The organism is Streptomyces albipurpureus, from assembly GCF_023701525.1.
Taxonomy (GTDB): Bacteria; Actinomycetota; Actinomycetes; order Streptomycetales; family Streptomycetaceae; genus Streptomyces; species Streptomyces albipurpureus.
In genome coordinates this window covers 76577-96196 of record NZ_JAMQAW010000042.1, presented here as the reverse complement: position 1 = coordinate 96196, position 19620 = coordinate 76577, and the positions used below count along the sequence as shown (strand labels likewise).

At 65.8% G+C, this 19620-nt stretch carries 18 protein-coding genes; all 18 read right to left on the bottom strand.

The features are described 5' to 3' along the window. Positions 1–29: 29 nt before the first annotated feature. The 18 genes from NBG84_RS31060 to NBG84_RS30975 all read right to left on the bottom strand — a co-directional run bounded on the left by NBG84_RS31060 (position 30) and on the right by NBG84_RS30975 (position 19373). Positions 30–965 carry a hypothetical protein gene (locus tag NBG84_RS31060; protein ID WP_250923003.1) on the bottom strand — a complete coding sequence of 312 codons (936 nt, stop codon included), beginning with the start codon at positions 963–965 and terminating at the stop codon, positions 30–32. A gap of 25 nt (positions 966–990) precedes the next feature. Further along, positions 991–1170 carry a hypothetical protein gene (locus tag NBG84_RS31055; RefSeq protein WP_250923002.1) on the bottom strand — a complete coding sequence of 60 codons (180 nt, stop codon included), beginning with the start codon at positions 1168–1170 and terminating at the stop codon, positions 991–993. A 131-nt stretch (positions 1171–1301) separates the two neighbouring features. Continuing rightward, a complete protein-coding gene (locus tag NBG84_RS31050) occupies positions 1302–1949 on the bottom strand; it encodes a cell envelope biogenesis protein OmpA (protein WP_250923001.1) in 648 nt (215 codons plus the stop codon). A gap of 174 nt (positions 1950–2123) precedes the next feature. Continuing rightward, complete coding sequence (locus tag NBG84_RS31045; protein WP_250923000.1) at positions 2124–2486, bottom strand: HNH endonuclease; 363 nt, start codon at positions 2484–2486, stop codon at positions 2124–2126. A 5-nt stretch (positions 2487–2491) separates the two neighbouring features. Continuing rightward, on the bottom strand, positions 2492–3073 hold the full coding sequence (locus tag NBG84_RS31040) for a hypothetical protein (protein WP_250922999.1): 582 nt from the start codon (positions 3071–3073) through the stop codon (positions 2492–2494). Between the two features lie 96 nt (positions 3074–3169). Continuing rightward, a complete protein-coding gene (locus tag NBG84_RS31035; RefSeq protein WP_250922998.1) occupies positions 3170–4252 on the bottom strand; it encodes an AAA family ATPase in 1083 nt (360 codons plus the stop codon). Positions 4253–4858: 606 nt separating this feature from the next. After that, complete coding sequence (locus NBG84_RS31030; protein ID WP_250922997.1) at positions 4859–5077, bottom strand: hypothetical protein; 219 nt, start codon at positions 5075–5077, stop codon at positions 4859–4861. Then, entirely contained in the window at positions 5074–6177 is a 1104-nt protein-coding gene (locus NBG84_RS31025) for an aminotransferase class I/II-fold pyridoxal phosphate-dependent enzyme (protein WP_250923057.1), read from the bottom strand. The genes NBG84_RS31030 and NBG84_RS31025 overlap by 4 nt, the downstream gene beginning before the upstream one ends. A 101-nt stretch (positions 6178–6278) precedes the next feature. Next, entirely contained in the window at positions 6279–6686 is a 408-nt protein-coding gene (locus tag NBG84_RS31020) for an SsgA family sporulation/cell division regulator (RefSeq protein ID WP_250922996.1), read from the bottom strand. Positions 6687–7071: 385 nt separating this feature from the next. Further along, the gene (locus tag NBG84_RS31015) at positions 7072–9870 is read right to left on the bottom strand and encodes a UvrD-helicase domain-containing protein (protein WP_250922995.1); all 2799 of its coding nucleotides are present in this window, start codon (positions 9868–9870) and stop codon (positions 7072–7074) included. A 413-nt stretch (positions 9871–10283) separates the two neighbouring features. Beyond that, a complete protein-coding gene (locus NBG84_RS31010) occupies positions 10284–10490 on the bottom strand; it encodes a hypothetical protein (RefSeq protein WP_250922994.1) in 207 nt (68 codons plus the stop codon). A gap of 7 nt (positions 10491–10497) precedes the next feature. Continuing rightward, positions 10498–10728 carry a hypothetical protein gene (locus NBG84_RS31005; RefSeq protein ID WP_250922993.1) on the bottom strand — a complete coding sequence of 77 codons (231 nt, stop codon included), beginning with the start codon at positions 10726–10728 and terminating at the stop codon, positions 10498–10500. Positions 10729–10842: 114 nt separating this feature from the next. Then, the gene (locus NBG84_RS31000; RefSeq protein ID WP_250922992.1) at positions 10843–12750 is read right to left on the bottom strand and encodes an AAA family ATPase; all 1908 of its coding nucleotides are present in this window, start codon (positions 12748–12750) and stop codon (positions 10843–10845) included. A gap of 150 nt (positions 12751–12900) precedes the next feature. Next, positions 12901–13650 (bottom strand): hypothetical protein, encoded by a 750-nt coding sequence (locus NBG84_RS30995; protein WP_250922991.1) that lies wholly within the window; start codon positions 13648–13650, stop codon positions 12901–12903. A 310-nt stretch (positions 13651–13960) separates the two neighbouring features. Further along, on the bottom strand, positions 13961–15646 hold the full coding sequence (locus NBG84_RS30990; protein ID WP_250922990.1) for a hypothetical protein: 1686 nt from the start codon (positions 15644–15646) through the stop codon (positions 13961–13963). 110 nt (positions 15647–15756) lie between these two features. Continuing rightward, entirely contained in the window at positions 15757–16998 is a 1242-nt protein-coding gene (locus tag NBG84_RS30985) for an AAA family ATPase (RefSeq protein WP_250922989.1), read from the bottom strand. A 325-nt stretch (positions 16999–17323) separates the two neighbouring features. Continuing rightward, a complete protein-coding gene (locus NBG84_RS30980; RefSeq protein ID WP_250922988.1) occupies positions 17324–18370 on the bottom strand; it encodes a hypothetical protein in 1047 nt (348 codons plus the stop codon). Positions 18371–18473: 103 nt separating this feature from the next. After that, complete coding sequence (locus NBG84_RS30975; protein ID WP_250922987.1) at positions 18474–19373, bottom strand: hypothetical protein; 900 nt, start codon at positions 19371–19373, stop codon at positions 18474–18476. Between the last annotated feature and the right edge of the window lie 247 nt (positions 19374–19620).

Sequence of the window (19620 nt, the reverse complement as noted above, 5' to 3'; positions counted from 1 at the left end):
CAACCGGAAGCCGGCCCAGGGCCGCGTCGTCAGCTGGTCCTCTTCGGCTTCGGGACGCGGCAGAGGCCAGGACCTTCACAGCAGGTGGCCTCGCCGGGGTTGTCCCACTGACAGGTCGGGCAGCGCCAGAGAACGCCGGCAGCCAACGCCGCCTCTCGGATTGCCTGCTCCTGGAGGTCATCGGCGGCATAGAGCAGCTTGGTCAGCAGGTTCCGCTTGGGAGTGCCCTCTGCACTGTCGTCCAGCACCACGACGTCTTCGACCTCCACGCGCAGCGGCACGGTGCCGTCGGGACGGACGAGCCGGTCTTCCGCGGAGTCGAGGTGCACGGAGACCCGGACGGCGCCGGCATCGTGGTCGAGGTAGGCAAACACCAGGACGCCGTCGACCTCGCCGCACGGGAGGTCGTTGTCGTCGGTCTGCGGGTGGAAGGTGGCGCCCCGGTTCGCCTGCTCGCACGCATCCTCATCGGGGAAGCGGTAGTCGAGCGGCACAATGCGGGTCCGGCCGCGCCTGGCGATGTCCTCGGCGTAGAGGTTGTATCCCTCGTCCGGGCGGCTATTGCGCTCGGCGCCGTAGTAGAGCTGCACAGCCGCGCAGTCGTCCGTAGGTGGCTGGTCGGGGATGCCTTCCTTGCCTACGAGATTGTCCCAGACTCCGCGTACGTACCGGGCGAGATCGGCTAGCGCGGAGTCCTCGTCCACATGGAGCGTCATCTCGTTCTCGTGGCGGTCCCAGCGGCGCAGCACCCATGCCTGGCCTGCCGGGCGCGGGCTGATGAAGGTCACGACTTCGGGGTGGGGAGGTTCCTGTTCAGCATGTTCGGCCAGCCACAGTTCGCGTGCGCGGTTGAGGGTGTCCTGCTGGTGCTCGGAAAGATCGCTGGGGTCGATGTCCTCCCACAGCTCCACAGCGGTCTTCACGAGGCACTCGATGTCCAGCGGATTGAAGCGTGCAGCAATCACAGGGCTCTCCTTGAGGGGGTGTGGCTCAGCTCTGGCGCTGACGATCGCCCTTGCTCATCGCGAGGAGAGCGGCGTGGTCGGCAGGGTTCTTGGGCGGGCTGGGCCGGTGGATGAAGGGGCTACACGCACCTGAGTGGTCGGTGCCCAACTTGCAGTCGAACGAGGTCGGTCGCTCACGGCCCTTGCGGCAGACGCGGGAGCTCATGCCGTGCTCCAGGGGGTGCATCCTGGGATTTGTGAACTCGAGGTCCTAGGCTGGCTGGCTGTTACGTGCCATGACTCGTGAGTTCCGGCAGATCAGTGCTTCAGGATTCGCGAACTGACGGGGGATGGCCATCAGTCGTCTTCCTTCGCGGTGTTGCGCAGCTGGGGTGCGCCGTCGGGCTGACGCGGGCAGTTGGCCGTGGAGTCTTCGAGTCCGAGAGCCTGGCGGGCGAGGGCGAGCATGCTGTCCAGGTCCGGGCCCGCTGCCGGGCGGATGGGCCGCTTGCGCAGCACGGGCATGTCCACATCGGCGCCCAGCAGTTGGCCGGGGTGCTCCGGGTCGGTCTTCACACGGTACGAGCTGGGCGTGATCCACCATGCATCGAATGCGTCGGCGGGACACCCGGCGCGCGATCCGTGGCCCGCTTCGGCGACCCCGGGCAGACCCGACGACGCGGGCGTGGCACGGTAGCGGGTAGCCTCCCCCGATAACATCGGACAGGCACGCACGCTGTACGCGAGGCATTCCGGGTGCATGCCGGGCTCAGCGGTGTACCCGACTCGTATATCGGCAGGCCGCACCGCGAGACAGATCCGCTCATCGAAGCTCTGCCCGCAGACCTGGCAGCGCCGTTCGGCCAGTGCCCGGTCGCGCCGGTCTTTGTCGAGCGCCCCGAACAGGTACCGACCGCCGGCGTGCAGCGTGATCCACGGGACGACCAGGCCGCCCAGGGTTGGGCGGCCCGCGCACCGTGTAGGCACCGGCAGCTGTGTGGTCATCGTCTTCTCCTTACGCGTCACGTGGGTGGGGGTGGGCCGCCGTCCTCGCCTGGCCAGTCGTGGGGCCATGACACGCCACACCAGCAGTGGCGTGTCTCCTGGTCGAAAAGCGGCGCCTCGCGGGTGGACAGCTCGCAGTTGTCGCGGAAGCGAACCCGCCGCCACCCGGGGTGGTCAGTATTTTTTGCGCCGGCGCGCGAGACGCCAGCGGTAGAAGGGACTCGGCACGCGGTTGGACTTCCGCCGGTTGTGCGAGCGGCAGAGCAGCTGGCCGTTCCACAGTTCAGTCGGCCCTCCACGGCTCCAGGGGTGTATGTGATCGGCCTCCGTCCCCTCTGCCGGGCACCGGAACCACAAGGGCGGCGTGTGCTCGCACCGGCCGTTGGCCTGGCGGATGAGCTGCTGCTTCTGGCCCCAGCTGAAGAACCTGGTGGGGTCCCGCCAGCGCCGCCTATGGCCAACGCCTATGGCGAGGCACAGGATGCCGAGCGCAGCGACGGCCAGGCAGGCGAGCAGCACCGTCGGATCTGGCTGCATGGAGCTCAGTGCAGCTTGTTGCTGAACGAGATCAGCGCACGAGCTACGGCCAAGACGCCGGCCCAGCCGGCGGCTTCAAGGTCATCGGTGAGTCGCCGGACGTCCGTGCCCCGTGAGAAGTAGACACTGCGGGCTTCATCGTGGACTTCGACCATGACGTAGGGCTCGTCGTCCTCGTTGGCGAGGACGGAGGTGTCCAGCCCGAGAACGAGTCCGGATTCACGGAGTGCTATAGCGACCAGTTGGACGGTGGGGTTGAACTCTTCCGATTCGCAGAACGGCGTGGTGTCGTCCTCGAAATCTCCGGGGTCGATCAGCGGGATACCAGCGCGAGTGGCCCGCTTCAGGGCACGGGAGATCTCCTCGTCGGAGTAGGCGAAGCCGGGGTGGATCTCCTCAACTGAGACGATGCGGCGACCACGATGTTCGCCGACAAGAACTTCAGAGGCTTTTGCTACGGCCGCGACCAAGTTCGTGGCTTTGATAGCAGTGACGAGACGATCTCCGTCCCGGCTGAAATCGGCACCTCGGGGCTCACGGTGCTCTGCTCCGGGGCTGAGTTCGGAGACGATGCGGTACTTGGGCATGGTCGAAGGCTGCTTTCTGTACAGAAACGCGTGAGCCGGACAGCGAACCGCCGAGGAACCCGAAGTGGCTCCTCGGTGGTTCGGCCGGGGGCGTCCTCAGAAGTCGATGGAGTACTTCGGGGGACGACGCAGGGTCACTGCGACGGCGCTTAGGTCCTTCTTGTCGTCGGGCGACCTGTCGTCCTCGTCACGGAGGTCGGTGAGCGTGAAGGCACCATCCGGGAGCAGGTAGCCGTCCTCAGACGGGACGGCGTCGCGCATGTGGAAGTGCAGTCCGGTGTCGGTGTCCCAGTCGTTGATGGTCTGCAGGCTGTCGCTGTCGAACAGATCGACACGACCGTCGAAGACGTCGGTGCCGCCGTTCTTCCAGGTGATGTGGGCCTCGATCCGCGAGCCGGTGTGCTTGCTGCGCTTGATGTTCAGGTCACCGATCACCTCAGCGAACGACTCGCCCAGGCGCAGCTCGAAGGCGATCGCCCGCAGGTGGTCGAAGTTAATGTCGTACTTCCGGGAGAAGTCGACGATCTCGGCCACCTGCGTCTCGGCCACTCCGGGTACCTGGTCGCGCAGGTAGGTGGCCACCGTGTCGGGCTCGGGGTAGGCGAAGCGCATGTGGTAGTGGAAGCGGCCGGGACGGTTGAGCATGTAGTCGCTAACGCGGTCCAGTTCGTTGACCGACAGGACGTAGAGGCGCTTCGTCGTGCTCAGCCCGTCGAACAGGCTCAGGAACTGGTTCTGCGACCCGTCGTCCTCGTTCGAGAAGATCTTTTCGAACTCGTCGAAGACGACGACGACTTCGCCCAGCTCGTCGAGGAAGGCTGCCAGCCCCGGCGTGTTGTGCTGCACGAGCACGGTGGGTAGGTCGTGCTTCTCGCGCATCCGCTCGGTAAGCAGGCGGAGCATGAGGCTCTTACCCATGCCCTTATCGCCGGAGAGGATGACGCCGAGCGAGCGGTCCATGGCGGAGTAGCCGGTGACGATCCGCTGTACACGGGAGGCGTGGCTGCCGTAGACGGTCTCGTCGGCGGATGTCAGCGACTCCGTCTGGCGAAGGCTGTAGCCGGCCACCTGAGAGAAGGAGATCGTGTAGGTGGCCACGGGCAGATCGGCGAAGGTCTGTACGGAGTCCCCGTACAGGCGGAACTCGCCGCTTGAGGAGACGATCGTGGATGCGGGCATGGAGAATTTCTCGCTTTCGCGGGAGCAAGATGGGTGGAGAGGACAGCGACGCTCAGCGGAACGGAAGCCCGCTGTTGTCCAGGGGGAATGAGGTCCCAGGAAGTTGTGCAGCGCGGTGATGCTGGCTTGGTGGGCGCCGAGTGCAACGCAGTGGGCTGCGGTTCTCAGGCGACCGTCTGGGCAATTCTCACTCTGTTCCGCCAGAGGCCCCAGCTCAGTGCAAGCTTGGCGAATACCGGAATGAGATGGCGAAAGAGCACCGGAGCGGGATGTACCGCTGGATCTGCAGGACAGGCCCGACGAGCGGTTGTGCGGTCCCTGCCTCGTCCGTGCGAAGCAGACGTAGCCCACAGGATGTGCTGAGAGCAGCGTGTTCCGTCCGGGTCTCCAGGACGCTCCCGCTCCGTCAGCGCTGCCGAAATCCGGGTGCTTGCGGGAGCCGAGAGGTCTGGGCCTGCTGCTGGTTCCCGCCGGGGCCGGGGCTCTGCGCGAGCCTCGCGCGCTCACGGGACGGTGCTGCGATCCGGGCTGCACGCTCTGCTGTGGAGTCGTGCGAGGTTGGTTCCAAGCTGGCCACGCTCGCCAGCATCTGCACTGCCCTCGGGGTCATGGGGCGGCTGGTCCGCAGTTCGGCGAGGCCTCTGTCGTGTCCGCGACGGCGTGCCGCTCAGGCAGGAGCTGCGGTCCGGGAGGGGCGTCGGGGAGGGGCTCGCCGAACAGACCGGGGAGAGGCTCCAGCGCGAACTTGCCCATGTACGGCGGGCGCGGCCGGTCGGCGGCTTCCTGATGTTCGGGACGGCCGTTGTCACGGTGGTCGGTCGTCATGCCGGTCTCCCTTCGGGCAGGGTGTTCAGGGCGGTGCGGAGCTGCTCGAACTCGGCGTCCGTGGTGGGGGTCATGAGGCGCAGTCCGGGAACACTGCCGCGGGCGGTGCGGGTGAACAGACGGCCGGAGATTCCGTGGGCGTGGAGGTGTTCCAGGGCCGGGTAGGGGTTGTCGAGGTGGAGGAACCGGTAATGGATGTCCGAGTCGGCGACTGCCGTACCGAACCGGCCGGTCAGCAGTGTCTGCAGGCGGCGGGCGGCGGTGTTGGTCCGGCCGAGGGCGGTGGGGAGCCAGGCGGTGTCGCGCAGTGCCGCGGTGGCCAAGGTGATGTCGAGGAGGGACAGCGGCCAGGAGGGCAGCTCGTCCTGGACCCGCCGGTGGAGCCGGGAGTTGCGGGTCCACAGCATTCCGGCGCGCGTGGCGGTGATCCCGTAGGTCTTGCCGGTGGACTGCAGGACGATCAGGTTGGTGACGTCGGCCCCTGCCAGGCTCAGGCCGGGGCCCTGGAACTCGATGTACTCCTCATCGACTACCAGGACTGCTGCGGGATTTTCTGCGCATGCCTGGATCAGCTGGGCGCGCGGCAGGTAGTGGCCCATCGGGTTGGAGGGGTTGGACAGGACGACGTGGTCGTGGGTGCGCATCGCGGCTCGCAGGCGCTGCAGGCGCAGATCCGCGGTGTCCTGTACGCCGTCGGCCGGGCCGTGGAAGTCGGCGTAGGAGAAGAGCCGCATCGTCTCGGTGTACTCGGGGGTGATGACGGCGACGCGGGAGGGGCGCAGCAGGCGGGCGAGGATGACGAGGAACTCGGTGACCCCGCGGCCCGGGAGCATGTCCTGTTCGTTGACGCCGAGGCGGTCGGCGACGGCCTGCAGGTAGAGGCGTTCGGCACGGTAGGGCGGGCTCGGTGCTTCGTACGGTGGGGGCATCAGGCGGTGGGCGTGGTGGTCGAGGAAGTGGTGCAGGGCGGCCACGGCGCCGGGCGGGGGTCCGAGGCGGTTGGTGCAGAGGCTGAGGTTGAGGGTGATCAGTCCGTCGGGGAGGTGGGTGAGGTCGCCGCCCTGTACTCGGCTGGGGTCCCGCTGGGTCTCCTGGTTCATAGTCACGGCTGACTTCTTTCGTGTGGGTCGGATCGCCGGGGGTTGGTGTCGCGGATCTACTTACGCTGGGGCCGTTGTGGGCGTGCGGGTCGGTGCTCGGCTCAATGGGGCAGAAGCTTGTCGAGGAAGCTGTCGATGTCGACGAATTCGGATTCTCGGCCTGCGGGGACGACCTCGAAGGTCTTGGTGAGCCATGCCTTGACGGACGCTGCCGGTCCTTCAAGGCGGGCGTATCCGGCGCGGGATTCCAGTTCAATGCAGAAGCGGCGGTTCTGGTCGATCGGAGTGATCTTCACGTCGCCGAAACCCGTGGGTGCGGTGAGGCCCTGGTCCAGCAGTTCCCGAGCGAACGTCCACTGGACCACATGGTCGGGCGTGACGTCGAAGGAGAACTGCACCGCGTAGGGGTCCGTGTTGTTGTAGTACAGCCGCACGGGGACCGATAAAGTCGAGTCCGAGCCAGTCATGAGCGACATGCGGATCTTCAGTTCCAGTCCGGGATAGTCCATGGGTGGATTCCTGTTCTTCGGCGGCACGCCCGGCGATACGCGGCCCCAGCTGTCCCACCGAGTTCGTGAAGGGGAGATGGCGGGTTTGGCTTGCTGTGCCTGGCGTTCTGCTGGGACGTTGGCGGCGAAGTGGCCTTCGCGGTGGAGGGTGATCTGGTCGAGGTGGTGCCACGGTTCAGCGAGAGGCTCGGGACGAGTGATCCGCCGTACGACTTCGTGCCGGGCCGGGCTGATCGGAGGCGCCCTGCGAGCAGGCCCGTTCACGGTGTGATCCTCGGCCCTCCACACGTCACACCCCGGGGTGACGTGTGGGAGACCGCAGGGGCGGTTGCTCGCGATGCGCGAAACGTTCGCCCCTGCGGCATGGGGTGGCGGCGGCGGTTGGTCAGACGGCCGCGGTGACCGCGGAGCGGTCGTCGGTGCTGCCGGGAGCAGCGCTGTCGTCTTCGTCCAGGAGATCCGGATCGATGCCGAGGGCGCGAGCGGCGTTCCTCTTGTCGCGCTCGGTCAGAGCCGTCACGATCTGCTCGTAGCTGCTCTGGATCGGCGGGTTTCTCACGGTGCCGTAGCCGAGTACGTACTCGCTCTGCATGGCACGAGTGAAGGCAACGTAGAACATCCGCTTGGTGTCCTGGGTCATCTTCGTGTCCTCCTTGTAGAGGACGACGGCGTTGTCGAATTCGAGTCCCTTGGCACCGTGGATCGTCGAAACGACCAGGTCGGCCTTGGATTCGAGGTTCTTCCGCTTGCGCTCCTGGTTCTTCTGCTTGTTGATGTTCAGCTTCTGCTGATTCCGCTGAATCTCGAAGGAGATGAGGTTGTCGCGCAGCTGGTCGAAGAACGCCTCGTGCGTGAGCGCGCCCTGGTGGCAGAGTATGACCCAGTCGCTGATGGTCGTGCTGTTCTCGATCCACCACTCGGAGATCGTGCGCAGAATTGCCTTCTCGACGCTGTCCTTGGCGGCGTTCTTCGTCAGCTTGTCCATGTTGTCCTTGATCCCCTGGGAAACCACGAACGCGGCATTGGTCGGCGGTGCCTGCAGGACGTCGTTCCAGAAGAACTTGATGTACTTGGAGAAGATGTCCGTGGCATAGACGCGGTCGCTGACCAGAGAGGCGACATGGCGCCCCGGGTAGCGCTTTTGGAGCACATCCTGGATCAGGGACACTTCGCGGCGCGAGAAGGCGAGGAACGCCACCTGCTCGCCCCGGTCCAGGCACTTGTCCACGTAGTCGGGGATGACCGTGTTGCGCACGATCGCCGGCAGGTCCTGGGTGACGAACCCGGTCAGCCTGGCCACCTCGCGGTACTCCAGAATGACCTTCCCCTGGAACGAGTCCGCCGTAGGCATGGCCAGTGAGTTCGCCTGCAGTTGGATGTTGGCGATCTGGTTGGTCTCCAGCCCGCCGAGCACGACGTTCGCGAAGTCCAGGATCTCCTGGTTGCTCCGGTAGTTCGTCGTGAGCTTGAAGGTCGCGAAGACCCCAGAGCCCTCCAACGTGTTGAGCGCACGCGGGTTCGCTGAGCGGAACTCGTACAGCGTCTGCGAGGCATCGCCGACGATGAACAGGGACTGAGCGTGCTTGGTGATGTACTTCAGTACGTAGATGAACTCGAACACGCTGTTGTCCTGTACCTCGTCGATGATGAGGTACTTCGACTGCACGTGGGCCGGTTCGGCCATGTCGTCGATCTTCTGGTAGCAGATGATGATCTGCAGCTCCAGCGACGTCTGTTCGATGCGGTCGAGCAGGGATATCACCTCGTCGAAGTGGCTCTCGACGAAGGTGTTCAGGGCCGTGAAGGCACCGGTCCTGTTCTGGTCGAGCTCCAGCAGGCGGTGGCGGAACGTCGCCGCGAACTGGCTGTTCGGGTAGAAGATGTCGATCGAGTTGATGATGGTGTCGATGGCCGAGACCTTGTGTCGCGGGTGGTTCATCGAGTAGATGTCGATGATCATCTTGGCGATCGTCATCGAGCCGACGTCGGGGTTCTTCTCCGTGATGTTGTCGGCCGCGGCGTTGGTGAACGACAGCACCGTGATGTCCGAGGCGGGGACCCCGCAGGCTTCGAGGTACTTGATGCGCTGGAGGATCACGGTCGACTTGCCGGTTCCGGCTCCCGCCTGCGTCATCACCAGCGGCTCGTGCGTGGTGAGCGCGTCGAGCTGCTGCTTGGACAGGTGTGCTGGCAGTACCGGAGGCGTGGCCGGCTGCGCGGGCACGACCAGCTGAGCCTTCATCTGCTCCAGGTGGTCGAGCGTGTGGTTCATCAGCAGACTGAGGTTCTGCTTCGACAGCTGCGTGGCGACCGGGTCGGAGAAGGTAGCGTCGACCCGCTTGTGGATCTGGCGGTATGCCTCCAGCGGGACGTTGTAGTTCTCCAGGTAGCGCAGCTGGATGGCGAGCATGTTCAGCTGCTCTTCCGTCGGGCGCGCGGGCATGTCCTGGATGTAGCGGCAGACCTCGTCGGCGATCGTCTCGGAGTCCCAGATCTGGGCCAGGCGCGTGATGCGCTCGTAGATCGGGTACTGACGCATCCACTCGTCGAACTCGTCGTCGAGGTTGGAGGCGGTCAGGCCGGCAGATGCGAGTACGTCCTGGACAAAGACGCGAGCGTTGTCCAGCGGGCTAGTGTCCCACTGGACGAAGACCGAGGCGTTGTGGTTGCCGTAGCCGGCCGCAGGTGCGACTGCGGTGGCGCGCTCAGGCTCGAGGAGCCCCATTTTGAAGAAGTACAACTCCATCCGGTACTGGATGACGAGGTCGCGCGTGGACGTGCCGCCGGACTTGTCCTCGTAGAGCACGAGCGCTTGCGGGGTCATGTCGAAGGCGACGTTCCAGTCGTCGAATCGGTTGGACGAGGTGTCAACAGCGAAGCGGTCGTCGGAGTGTGGGCTCGGCAGGGTGAAGGACCCGCCTGCGTTCAGGGCGCGGCGCGTGATCGGTGCGAGCGGGATCGATGTCGTGGTGATGTCGTGCTGCGTCGAGCTCTGCTTGACCTCGATGTCGGTGGCCTTGGCGTAGGCAGTGTTGGTGGCAGTGTTGATCGGCAGCAGGGACTCGTTGAGCAGGCCGATCTTCTTGCCGTTGCCGGTGAGCTTCGAGGAGAAGAATTTCGGGTCGACGGCCTTCTGGGCAACGGCATTGGCCGAGAGATCGAGGTCATCAAGCAGGACAGGCATGTCGTTGCCTTTCTTCGGTGGTTCGAGAGGCCGATTGAGAGAGAGCTTGAATCGCTTCGCACAGCAGTTCCGATAAGCAGTCGAAGGCGAGCGGATGCGCCGCGACAGGGCTGGGTCCCGGGGGCAGGTACGGACACGGGCGGGGCTCTCCTCAGTCGGCGAGCCCCGCCCGTTCTCCCTCAACCCATCCGTCAGGGTCCGTCAGGCCTCTGAATCCGGGGTACGCGGCAAAGCCACTCCCCGGAGGCCGCGCGTCACCCAGGCGTGTGGTCGTTCATCGGCGGCTGATCTCACTTCGATGGCGAGTCACAGCGCCGGCCGGGACCGTCGACGGCAGCATCACCGGCATCGAGATCCAAGGGACTGACAAGGAAGGCGCACCCGGCAAGGGGTGCGCCCGACGACCCGGAGGGTCAGTCGGCTACGCGTTCAAGGTCCGACCAGTGAACGATCCACCTTTCCTTGATGCCGTCAGAGTCCGACTCGATCTGCTCGACCCACGCACCGCGGTCGGTGGCAGTGGCGATGCCGTCGTCGGTAACTCCACGGCGACCGACGACCTTGAACACTCTGCGGTACGGGTGTCCCGCACGGTCATGCCGCTCTCGCACTCGTTCCACTTCATGATCACTCCTCTTCGTACACGTCGGTGCTAACAGGGACGTGGCCCTCGCGCACGATGCGCGCGTACTCCGCATACGTCTCGCCATCACATGACCAGCCGTTAACCACGGTGTGACCGGACACCCGTACCTGCGCTGGGGACTCGGCCAGGGAGTATCCCCCTCCCGGGTTCTGCCAGTACTCCACTCGTTGCCCCTTCGGGGACGTCGCGTTGAGGGTCTTTATCCAGGCCATAACCGACAGGGACCTGCCTTTCTGAGCTGTGAAGGCGTGGGGGTGAGGACGCTGAGGGCTCCTGCGCTTGAGCATCCCGAAGGGGAGCGCTCGGGCGATCCGGGCAGCCGTTGTTCAGTCGTCCGACGGGGATGTCGAGGATGTGCCACCAGTCTGGGCAGCGAGCAGGCGGTCCTCGATCCAGGCGCGAACAGCCTTGCGCGCCGGCCGCGCACCCTGGGAGTCCACGTAGGTGGTCTCTTCGATCGCGCGCAGTTCGTCGTCGGGCATCGCCATGGGAAGCGCATGGGCCAGCCGCGGCTTGGCCTCGGTGATCCGCTCGCGCTGCCGCTCGTAGTCGGCGGTCATGATCAGCCGGTAGGTCTGCCGGTCGATGGGGTTGAACCCTACGATCAGTGAGAACCGGCCCAGCAGCTCGGTGTCGAAGGACTGCGCCAGCGCCTTGTTGAGGCTCTGGTTCGAGACGGTTTTCGGGTTGTTGCCGAAGCCGACCGTCTTGCCGTCGAGCGATTCACGGGCGGCGTTGGTCGTGCAGATGACCAGGGCCTTGGAGAAGTCCAGTATCTTGCCGCGGGCGTTGCGGATGTAGCCTTCGTCGAACGCCGAGAGGAACAGGCGCTGTACGGCCTTGTTGGCCTTCTCGAACTCGTCGAGCAGGATCACTCGGTGGGGGTTGGACTCCAGCATGTCGAACGGGAGCTCCTGGTTGGAGTCCGATCCGATATAGCCGGGGGGTGCGCCGATGATCTTCGACGTCGACCACTCGGTGTGGAATTCGGTCATGTTGAGGATGATCGGTTCACTGCCGGTCATCTTCTCGGCGATGATCTTGACCGCCTCGGTCTTGCCCACACCCGAGGCCCCGGCGAACAGCCACGTCGTGGGTGTCCTCATCGGGAACAGGTCGAGTTCTTCGCGGGCCAGACGGTCCGTGAGCTTGGCGAGTACGTCGTCCTGGCCCTGCAGGCGGCTGGTGAGCGTGGCGCTCAGCGCGGCGACGTCGAGGTCCTTGCGCTGGGCGTTTCCGGTCATCAGGCGCTTGGCGACATCGAGCACCCGGGTGTTCGTCAGCGGCACCTGCGGCATGGACCGCAAGTGTTGCGCGAGTGCCGTGTCGCCGGCGACCTCAGCCTGGACGATGAGTCTCTTTTGCTCCAGGACCCGATCGGCCATCGCCCGGTCGAGCAGCGTGATGGCGTTATCCGGCCGGTGCTGGCCAGCACGGGAGTTCGTTTCGGCGATCTGTACCACCGAGGCCAGGACGTCGTCGGAGACCCCGATCTGGTGATGGTAGTGCGCCATCAGGCCGGGACGGACCGTGTTCATCACGGCCAGGGTCTGCTCCACGCTGAGTTCGTCGACGATGAGCCGGGTGAAGCGACGGGCGAAGGCCGGGTCCTCGTCGAAGGCCCGGGACTCGGTGCTGGTGGTCGCACCGATGACGGACATGTCTCCGCGGGCCAGGGCCGGCTTGAGGATCTGCGAGATTTTGCGGCCGACGGCGTCGCCGTGGCTGCCGGATCCTCCGGTGATCTGGTGGATCTCGTCCATGAACAGGATGGCCTTGTTCTTGGGGTCGGAGGCGAACTCGACGATCGCCTTGACCTTCTCCTCCAGCGAGCCGACAATGCCGGTCCCGGCGATGATGTTGGTGATGGGCAGCTCGTAGATCGTGTAGTCCTTGAGCTGGTCGGGAATGAGGGTGTCGCCGAGCGCGATGCGCCGTGCGATGTCCTCGACGATCTTCGTCTTGCCGACGCCGGCGGAACCGACCAGCAGGGTGTTGGGCTTGGTCTTGCTGATGATGACCGAGAGGACCTGCCCGATGAGCGGGTCACGGAACATGGTCGGATCGGCGTTCTTGAACTTCTCGTTGTAGTCGACGAGGAGCTCCTTGACGTCGTCGGCGCTGCCACCGCTGGACGGCAGTCCCCCGGACGGGACCTGCGGAGGGGGGCTGCCGCCACCGCCGTTTCCCTTGTCGTCGTCGGAGCCGCCGGATGTGAAGTTGCTGAGACCCACCGGGTCCTCCTTCGGTGCGGGTCGCTCGGCGTGGTGGCGCGCTCGGTGGAGCGCCACAGTGTCCCGAGCAGAGACATGGATGAGTGAGAGGGAAAGTCAGGGGACGTCAAAAGCGGCACTGGCCGTGACAGGTTTCGAGGAGCGGCGTGGTCAGCTGACCTCGATGCCGTCTAGCACGGTGGTGGGCGCAGGTCTGGTGAGCCCGCTGGCAACCTTTTCGAAAGCGGCGACGGCTCTGCGGAGATCAGCGACGATCTCCGTGGCGATGTCGGCGGGGCTTCCGAGTTCTTCCGCATCCCGAACAGGGATGTCACGCACCGGCCAGACCGTGGGTCGCACGCCGCCCGGACGAGTGGCCGGGATGGCGACAAGGACGGTGTCGACGGTCGTCCCGGACTGGGCGAACGCCCGGGCGGGAAGTGCTTCGACGCGACCACCGCGCTGCTCCACGAGCTTTCGGAAGGCCATCGTGCTGTCGGTCTGTTCAGTGACGGTCCACGGCATGACCGACACCAGGAGCCCGTTCGGCTTCAGGAACCTCAGGGCGTGGACAACGTGTGCCATGTCGGTGCCACGGGTGAAGGGCGGGTTCATCAGCACCCGGTCGAAGCGGGGTTCGACCGGGCCCGTGAGGAAGTCGGCTACCAGCACCCGGCGTGCCACATGCCTATCGGACAGGACAGCGGCGTATCCGGGGTCCCGTTCGATGCAGTCCACGATCGCGCCGCGGGCTGCTGTTGTAGCTATGGCGCCGGAGCCGGCGGACGGCTCCAGCACAGTCATGCCGGGCTCAAGGGCGGCCAGAGCGATGAGCCGGCCGACAACGGGTGCGGGTGTGGGGAAGTACTGAGCGAGGGTGCGCTTCTCCCCCTGGGTCACGACTTCACCGATGGCGAGCACCGGGCGAGCACCTCGGCGGCATGGACGGGGGAAGAGGTGTGCACCCTCGGACTTCGTCCACCGACCGCCGACCGCTTCGAGGACCTCGTTGACGCGCTGGTACAGGGGGGAGGCAAGCGGGGCCGACGAGCGTCAGGCGATGGTCATCAGCCTCGGTACGGTCGGACAGGGCTGCGAGCACATCCGCGGGGATTCGCATCGGAGGATCCTCCACAGTACGGTTGCTCGCCGTGATGGGCGAGAGGGGCGGTGCCGGTCAGCGGGGTTGCTCGCACGGCACCGCTCCTGGTTGTTCTGGGGGGCGCGGGGGTCAGACGACCATGCCGAGGAGCCTCTGCCGAATGCTCGGGTCGATGTGTTTCATCGAGTCGGCGTAGCGCTTGGCCAGGTCCACCATGGTCGACCAGTCCATGGCGGAACACGGCGCGTAGTACAGGTTCTTCGGGTGGTCCTGACGCTGGCGCGGCGGCGACCACTCGAAGTCGGTGATCATGAGGGAGAGCCTGCGCTGGCGTACCCGGCTGGCGTTGATGTACTGCCAGATCTGCATGTACTCGGTTCCGCCCGTGACTTTCGGGATCCTGCGGAACTCCTTCCAGATCTGAGCTGTCGACTTGTTCTCCGTGCGCAGCATCACCTCCTGGGACAGGAAGTGGCTGAACGAGTTGAAGTACAGGTTGATGTTGAGCTTCTTGGCGATCCGGATGAGCATCATGACCGCCTCCTGGTAGTTCTCCTCGGAGATCGAGCCGGAGGTGTCGATGTAGATGTGCAGGTCGGGCATGTACTGCACCGAGGTTGACCTACCGGGCTTGTTGAAGTCATCCGGGTTCCGGCGGTTTGCCTTGAGGAAGGTCGCCTTCGTCGTGCGGAAGACGTTCTGGGACTTGTTGACCTTGCCCATCCGGCGCAGCACACGGGTGATGTCCTTGAACAGGTCCAGCTTGCTCGGCGGCTGCTTGCGGAACGCCACCTGGGCGCTGCGGCCGCCGGGCTGGCCCGCTTGCTGCTTGGCTCCCAGAGCGGCGGCCCTGGCGGCGGCCCGTGGCAGTGACGTGAGCCTGGACAGCGACGTGTTCGAGACGACCTTCACCGGCGAAGCCAGCGACTGGTTGATGAGGTTCCACTCCCCTGCGATCTTCGCCGCGGTCGCCCGCGCATGGGCCTCGACGTTGACCAGGACGAGGGAGCGCGGGCAGAACAGTTCTCCGACCGTGAACGGCAGGATGCCGGTGTCCAGGGTGTTGTTCTGCCGACTGGCCTGGGCCCGCTGCTGCTCGACGTAGTTCATGAGCATGTGCACGAGTACGCGGGCGAAGGAGTGCTCGTCGTTGGCGTCGGAGTCGTCCTTGCGTACTAGCAGCGACTCGGTGAGCCCCTTCAGGGACAGGGACGTGAAGTCGTTGAGCAGCTTGGCGGTGGCCGGCGGCAGCGCGCTGGCCATCGCCTGAGTCTGCTGGGACAACCAGGTCTTGAAGCCTTCAAAGGCGCCGGAGGACTGGAACCAGAACCCCAGGGTGTCGGGGTGGAAGGTGTAGGCGACGGAGGCGAAGAAGGCGCTCTCCTCGCCGGTCCCCGCCAGCAGCGCCTTCGCGGCCGGCAGGACATCGGCCTGCGCGGTGTAGAGCACCCGCGGGGAGGGTGCGGGCATCTTGTTCTGCTGTCCGGCCTGAACGGCGAAGAGCTCGGCAACCGGCAGCGGTGTGCCCTGGTCGAAGTTGATCAGGGTCTGGCCGAGCACCTCCTTGACCGTCTGCTCGCCGGCCGCGTTCAGCGTGTCGCCGAGGCAGCTCAGGATCAGATCCGGGATGTCCCCCGTCAGATCAGCACCCTGGGCGTCGGTGATGCTCGCGGGGGCGTTGGGGTTCAACGGCTCCAGCAGCGGGTTGACGAGAGTCTGCCGGATCGCCGGCATCGGGTCGTAGTCACCGGTGCACGAGATCGTGTGCAGTGCGTCGAGTACGGCCGGCTTCTGGTTCGTGACGGTGATCGTCATGGGTCGTGGTCTCCTTCTGAGGACAAGGCGGCGCCAGGGCGCCGCCGGTGGTGGGGAGGTGCAGCAAGGACGGCAGGCCGCAGCGGCCCCCACCACCGGTGAGCGAGCGATCAGAGGAAGGCCGAGAGGACCGGCTTGGCCTGGTTGACGATCGGAGCGTCGATCTCCATGAAGGCCTCCAGGTTCTGGCGGTCGATCTGCTGGCTGGTCACCATCTCGATGAGCGTGCGGGTGTGCTCCGGCTCGATCTGGGTGATGGCCTGGGCCAGCTGCTGGATGAGGCGCGCGTTGTCCTCACGCTCCTTGAGCGCGTACAGCAGCGATCCGGACTTCTCTTTGTCGGTCAACGTCGAGACGAGCGCGGCCTGAGCGGTCACGGTCGCCGCGGCCTTCAGGCTCTGGTAGCAGTTCGGCTTCGGGACGTTCACCCGGTTCTGCTGCACGCCCCCGGCGTTGCTCGCCAGGTCCTGGGCGATGGTGGCCACGAGCTGCGTGGTGAACGTGGTGTCCCCGACGTAGGCCTCGATGGCCTCGTTCAGCAGCGAGGTCTCGCGGTCGCCGATCTGGATCTGGGTCGCCAGGTACCGTGCCAGCTCCTGCGGGTCGGCCGCGTTGAGCCACTTCGACAGGTTGTCGATGGTGCGCGGAGTGGTGAGCTGGTTCATCTCCTCGCCGCCGTCGAACAGCTCGGCCATGGTGACGTTGCCGTTGTCGTCGTCGTCCTGGCCGTCGGCGACGATGGCTGCGGGCGTCGACTTCTGGAAGATGAGCCCGGGGTACTGGGTGAGTACCCCCTTCACCCAGGGGTTGATGTTGTCGCCGAGGACGGACATGAGGGTGGCGGCGTCGGGTTCGACGTGGAAGATCGCGAAGCGGGACAGGCTTGCCTCGTCGAGTGAGGTGACGTTGCCTTTGTCGTTGCCGGCCACGACGATGCGGACGTTCTTGGGCAGCTCGACGTGCCCCATGCGGCGCAGCGTCACGAGGGTCAGCGCGCCGGAGGTGACGTCGGAGGTGGTGCGGTTGATCTCGTCGAGGAAGAGGAGCGGCCACTCGCGCGGGTTGTTCTCGGCGTAGTCGATGCATTCCTGGATCACCTGGTGCGGGTAGAAGACCTGCTTGTAGCTCTGCGTGCCGTCATCCTTGGTGTACGGCACCAGGCGCGCACCCGTGAGGTCGGCCTTATCGGCGAGCTGGTTGCACGGCAGCGTGAATGCCTGCGTGCCCATGGAGTAGGCCAGGGCCTCCACGAAGCTGGACTTGCCGATGCCGGGTTCGCCCATGAGGGCGGGCGTCGCGCCGACCTCAAGGGCCTGCTTGATGAGGGTCGTCAGGGTGTCGTTGAACTTCATGTCGTTGTCTTTTCTGTGCGTGGGAGAGGACGAGACGACGGAGGAGGGCGCTGCTGCTCCCGGCGACGCCGGGTTCGCATAGGCCGTGAACGGTCCTGTGGCGCGTGCCGAGCCGTCGGAACCCGGCTGGGACCTGCACTCCCGCCGTAGGTCGCGATGGAGCCCCGCTGCCCATCGCCACCCGATCGCGCTCCGCGCGATTCAGCACTGTTCCCGCCTGTGATCGGCCCCGTCGCGATAACGGTCACCCACCCCACTCGCTGCCAGAAGCAGCGGATGAACCAGGAACAGAAGCAGCAGCGGTAGCAGGGACGGGCTTAGAGGGTCAGCCGGTCGACGAGGAACGGGCCTCGCGGTCGGCCACGAGCGCAGCCGCACGGTCGAGGAGGAAGGGCCGGCCGTTGCGCCGCTCGTTGTGCTTGGGGCGCGCAGGGATGACGTCGAGCGCCGCCTTGTAGAGCAACCACGCGGTTTCGCCGGCCGAGTACTCGACTCCGAGGGCGCTGTAGGCGCGCAGTTGCGTCCGCATCCAGCCGTAGAGCGAGGCGAGAACCGAGAACTCCCAGCGGGACATGTCGTGGTTGAAGTCGCTGGGATCTCGGAGCTGGTGGCGCGCACTGGCCAGGGTCTGCTCAACGATGGCCTGCGAGTAGGGGATGTCGGGCATGTCCTTTGCGGTGTCGACCGCCGATGCTGAAGCACCGGAGCTCTCGCTGGCGTTCGCGGCCAGCTGCGCGTAGAGGTCTTCGATGGAGGTGAAGGCCGGCGCGGCAGTCGCCGCGTTGATGTGGGCGACCGTGTGATCGGGTACCGGCTGGCGGGTGAAGGTTGTCCAATGGTCCAGAAGCAGCTCGTACCAGCCGTGTTCCTCGCGCAGGACGCGCTTGCCGGCGGCTACAGGGAAGTCGTGGAAGTTCTTCGGCAGCGGCATGACGAGATGGAAACCCCGGCCGGACATCGACAGCTCCGAGTAGAGGCTGCCCGGCAGCCGCAGCAGGTCTGTGGCCGTACCTGGCGGACAGTCGGCCTCGATGTCGAGGACGAGCAGCCCGTCAGTCTGGGCCTGGAGGTAGAAAGCGTTGTTCGCAGCGTTCGGAATCGCCGTGGTGAGTTCGTCGAGGGTCAGCAGGCAGGTCTCGTCCAGGGCGAAGGCTCCGCGCAGTGGGCCGGCGTGCTGGCAGCTGGACGTGCATCCGTCCAGCAGGTGGCGTACGTCGATCGGGGCTTTGCGCTTCGGCGGCTTGGTGGGATCGCCGGGGGTCTCCTCCCCGATCTGTCCGGAGATGGTCCACCGACAGGCACTGGCGAGCGTGCGGATCGCGGGGTTGCCGTAGAACTGCGGGAACCAGGCGTGAGGGTCGGCTGGGGTCATCGTGGGACGCGCACTTTCGATCGGGTCAGGAGGGGAGGAGAAAAACGGGACCCCCGTACTGCGCGGATGCGAGTACGGGGGTCCTGTCGGTGGTCAACGGGGATCAGCCCTGGTAGGTGATCCCCGCCTGCTGTGCCGGGCCGGAGCCGTCCCAGGGTCCGGGTCCCACGGGCGAGCCCACGGCCGAACCGGCGTCCTTGAGGGAGGCGTTCTCGGACTCGAGACGCGCGAGCTTCTGCTCCAGGGTCTCCTGCTGAGCCGAAGCGGGGACAGGAGCAGGAGCACCAGCGGCGGTCGCCGGGGCGCTCTGAACCGGAGCCGGCGCGGCCACGGCCACAGGTGCGGACGTCGGCTGCGGGGCCGGGAAGGACAGGCCGTCCTCGACCTCGGTCGCCACCGGGACTGCGGCGGCAGGTGCGAGAGCGACCTGGACGGGGCGCGGCGTCCCGTTGAGCACGATGCCACGCGCAGCCAGCTCAGCCTGGTCGATGCCACCGGCGCTGTAGTAGCGCGGCGTCTCGTGAACGACCACCTGTTCGAGGGCCAGGCCCCGGTTGTTGAAGTTCTTCGGCTTGTAGGTGCGCAGCACGAGCGTGACGTCGAGGCCCTGCGCGAGCTCTTGACCGGACTCGTCCTGGTCGTAGGTGCCGTCACCCTTGGGAGAAGGGATCAGGATGACCGGCAGGGTGCTGCCCTTGGAGTCGATGGAGTAGTTGGATCCGGTTTCGGGCCGCTTCGGGGAGTCGTATCGGCGCTCAAAGACGAACTGCTCCTCGAGGGTGGGGTTGTTCGGATCGGCGAACTGGACCTCGGCGTGAGTGATCGTCACAGTGGTGTGCGGCCTGCCGATGGGGTTCATGCCGTTGTTCGTCTTGCGCTGGTCGCTGGCGACGAGCTCGGCACCCTCGATGAGGCGGGCGAGTACGGCGAAGCCGAGCTTCCCGCGGATGAAGACGTTCTTGCCCTCGGCGATTCGGCCGGCGGAGATGGAGTAGTTGGCCATGGCGGTGTGGTTCCTTCGTTCGGTATGACTGGCTGGCGGTCTGACGGTCGGCGACTCAGGGGGGCCACCGGGGCCTATTGGGCACGATTCGGGCTACCATTCAACCCCTTATCGCATCAACTCCGATTGGACTACGAGTAGAATGACGGCGTCGGACATGGATGACTGATTGCGCCATTCGAAAGGGAGTTGAGACAGGGATGAAAGCTACGGTTCAGAGGCCGGTGGGGACGGCGTTGAAACCGTC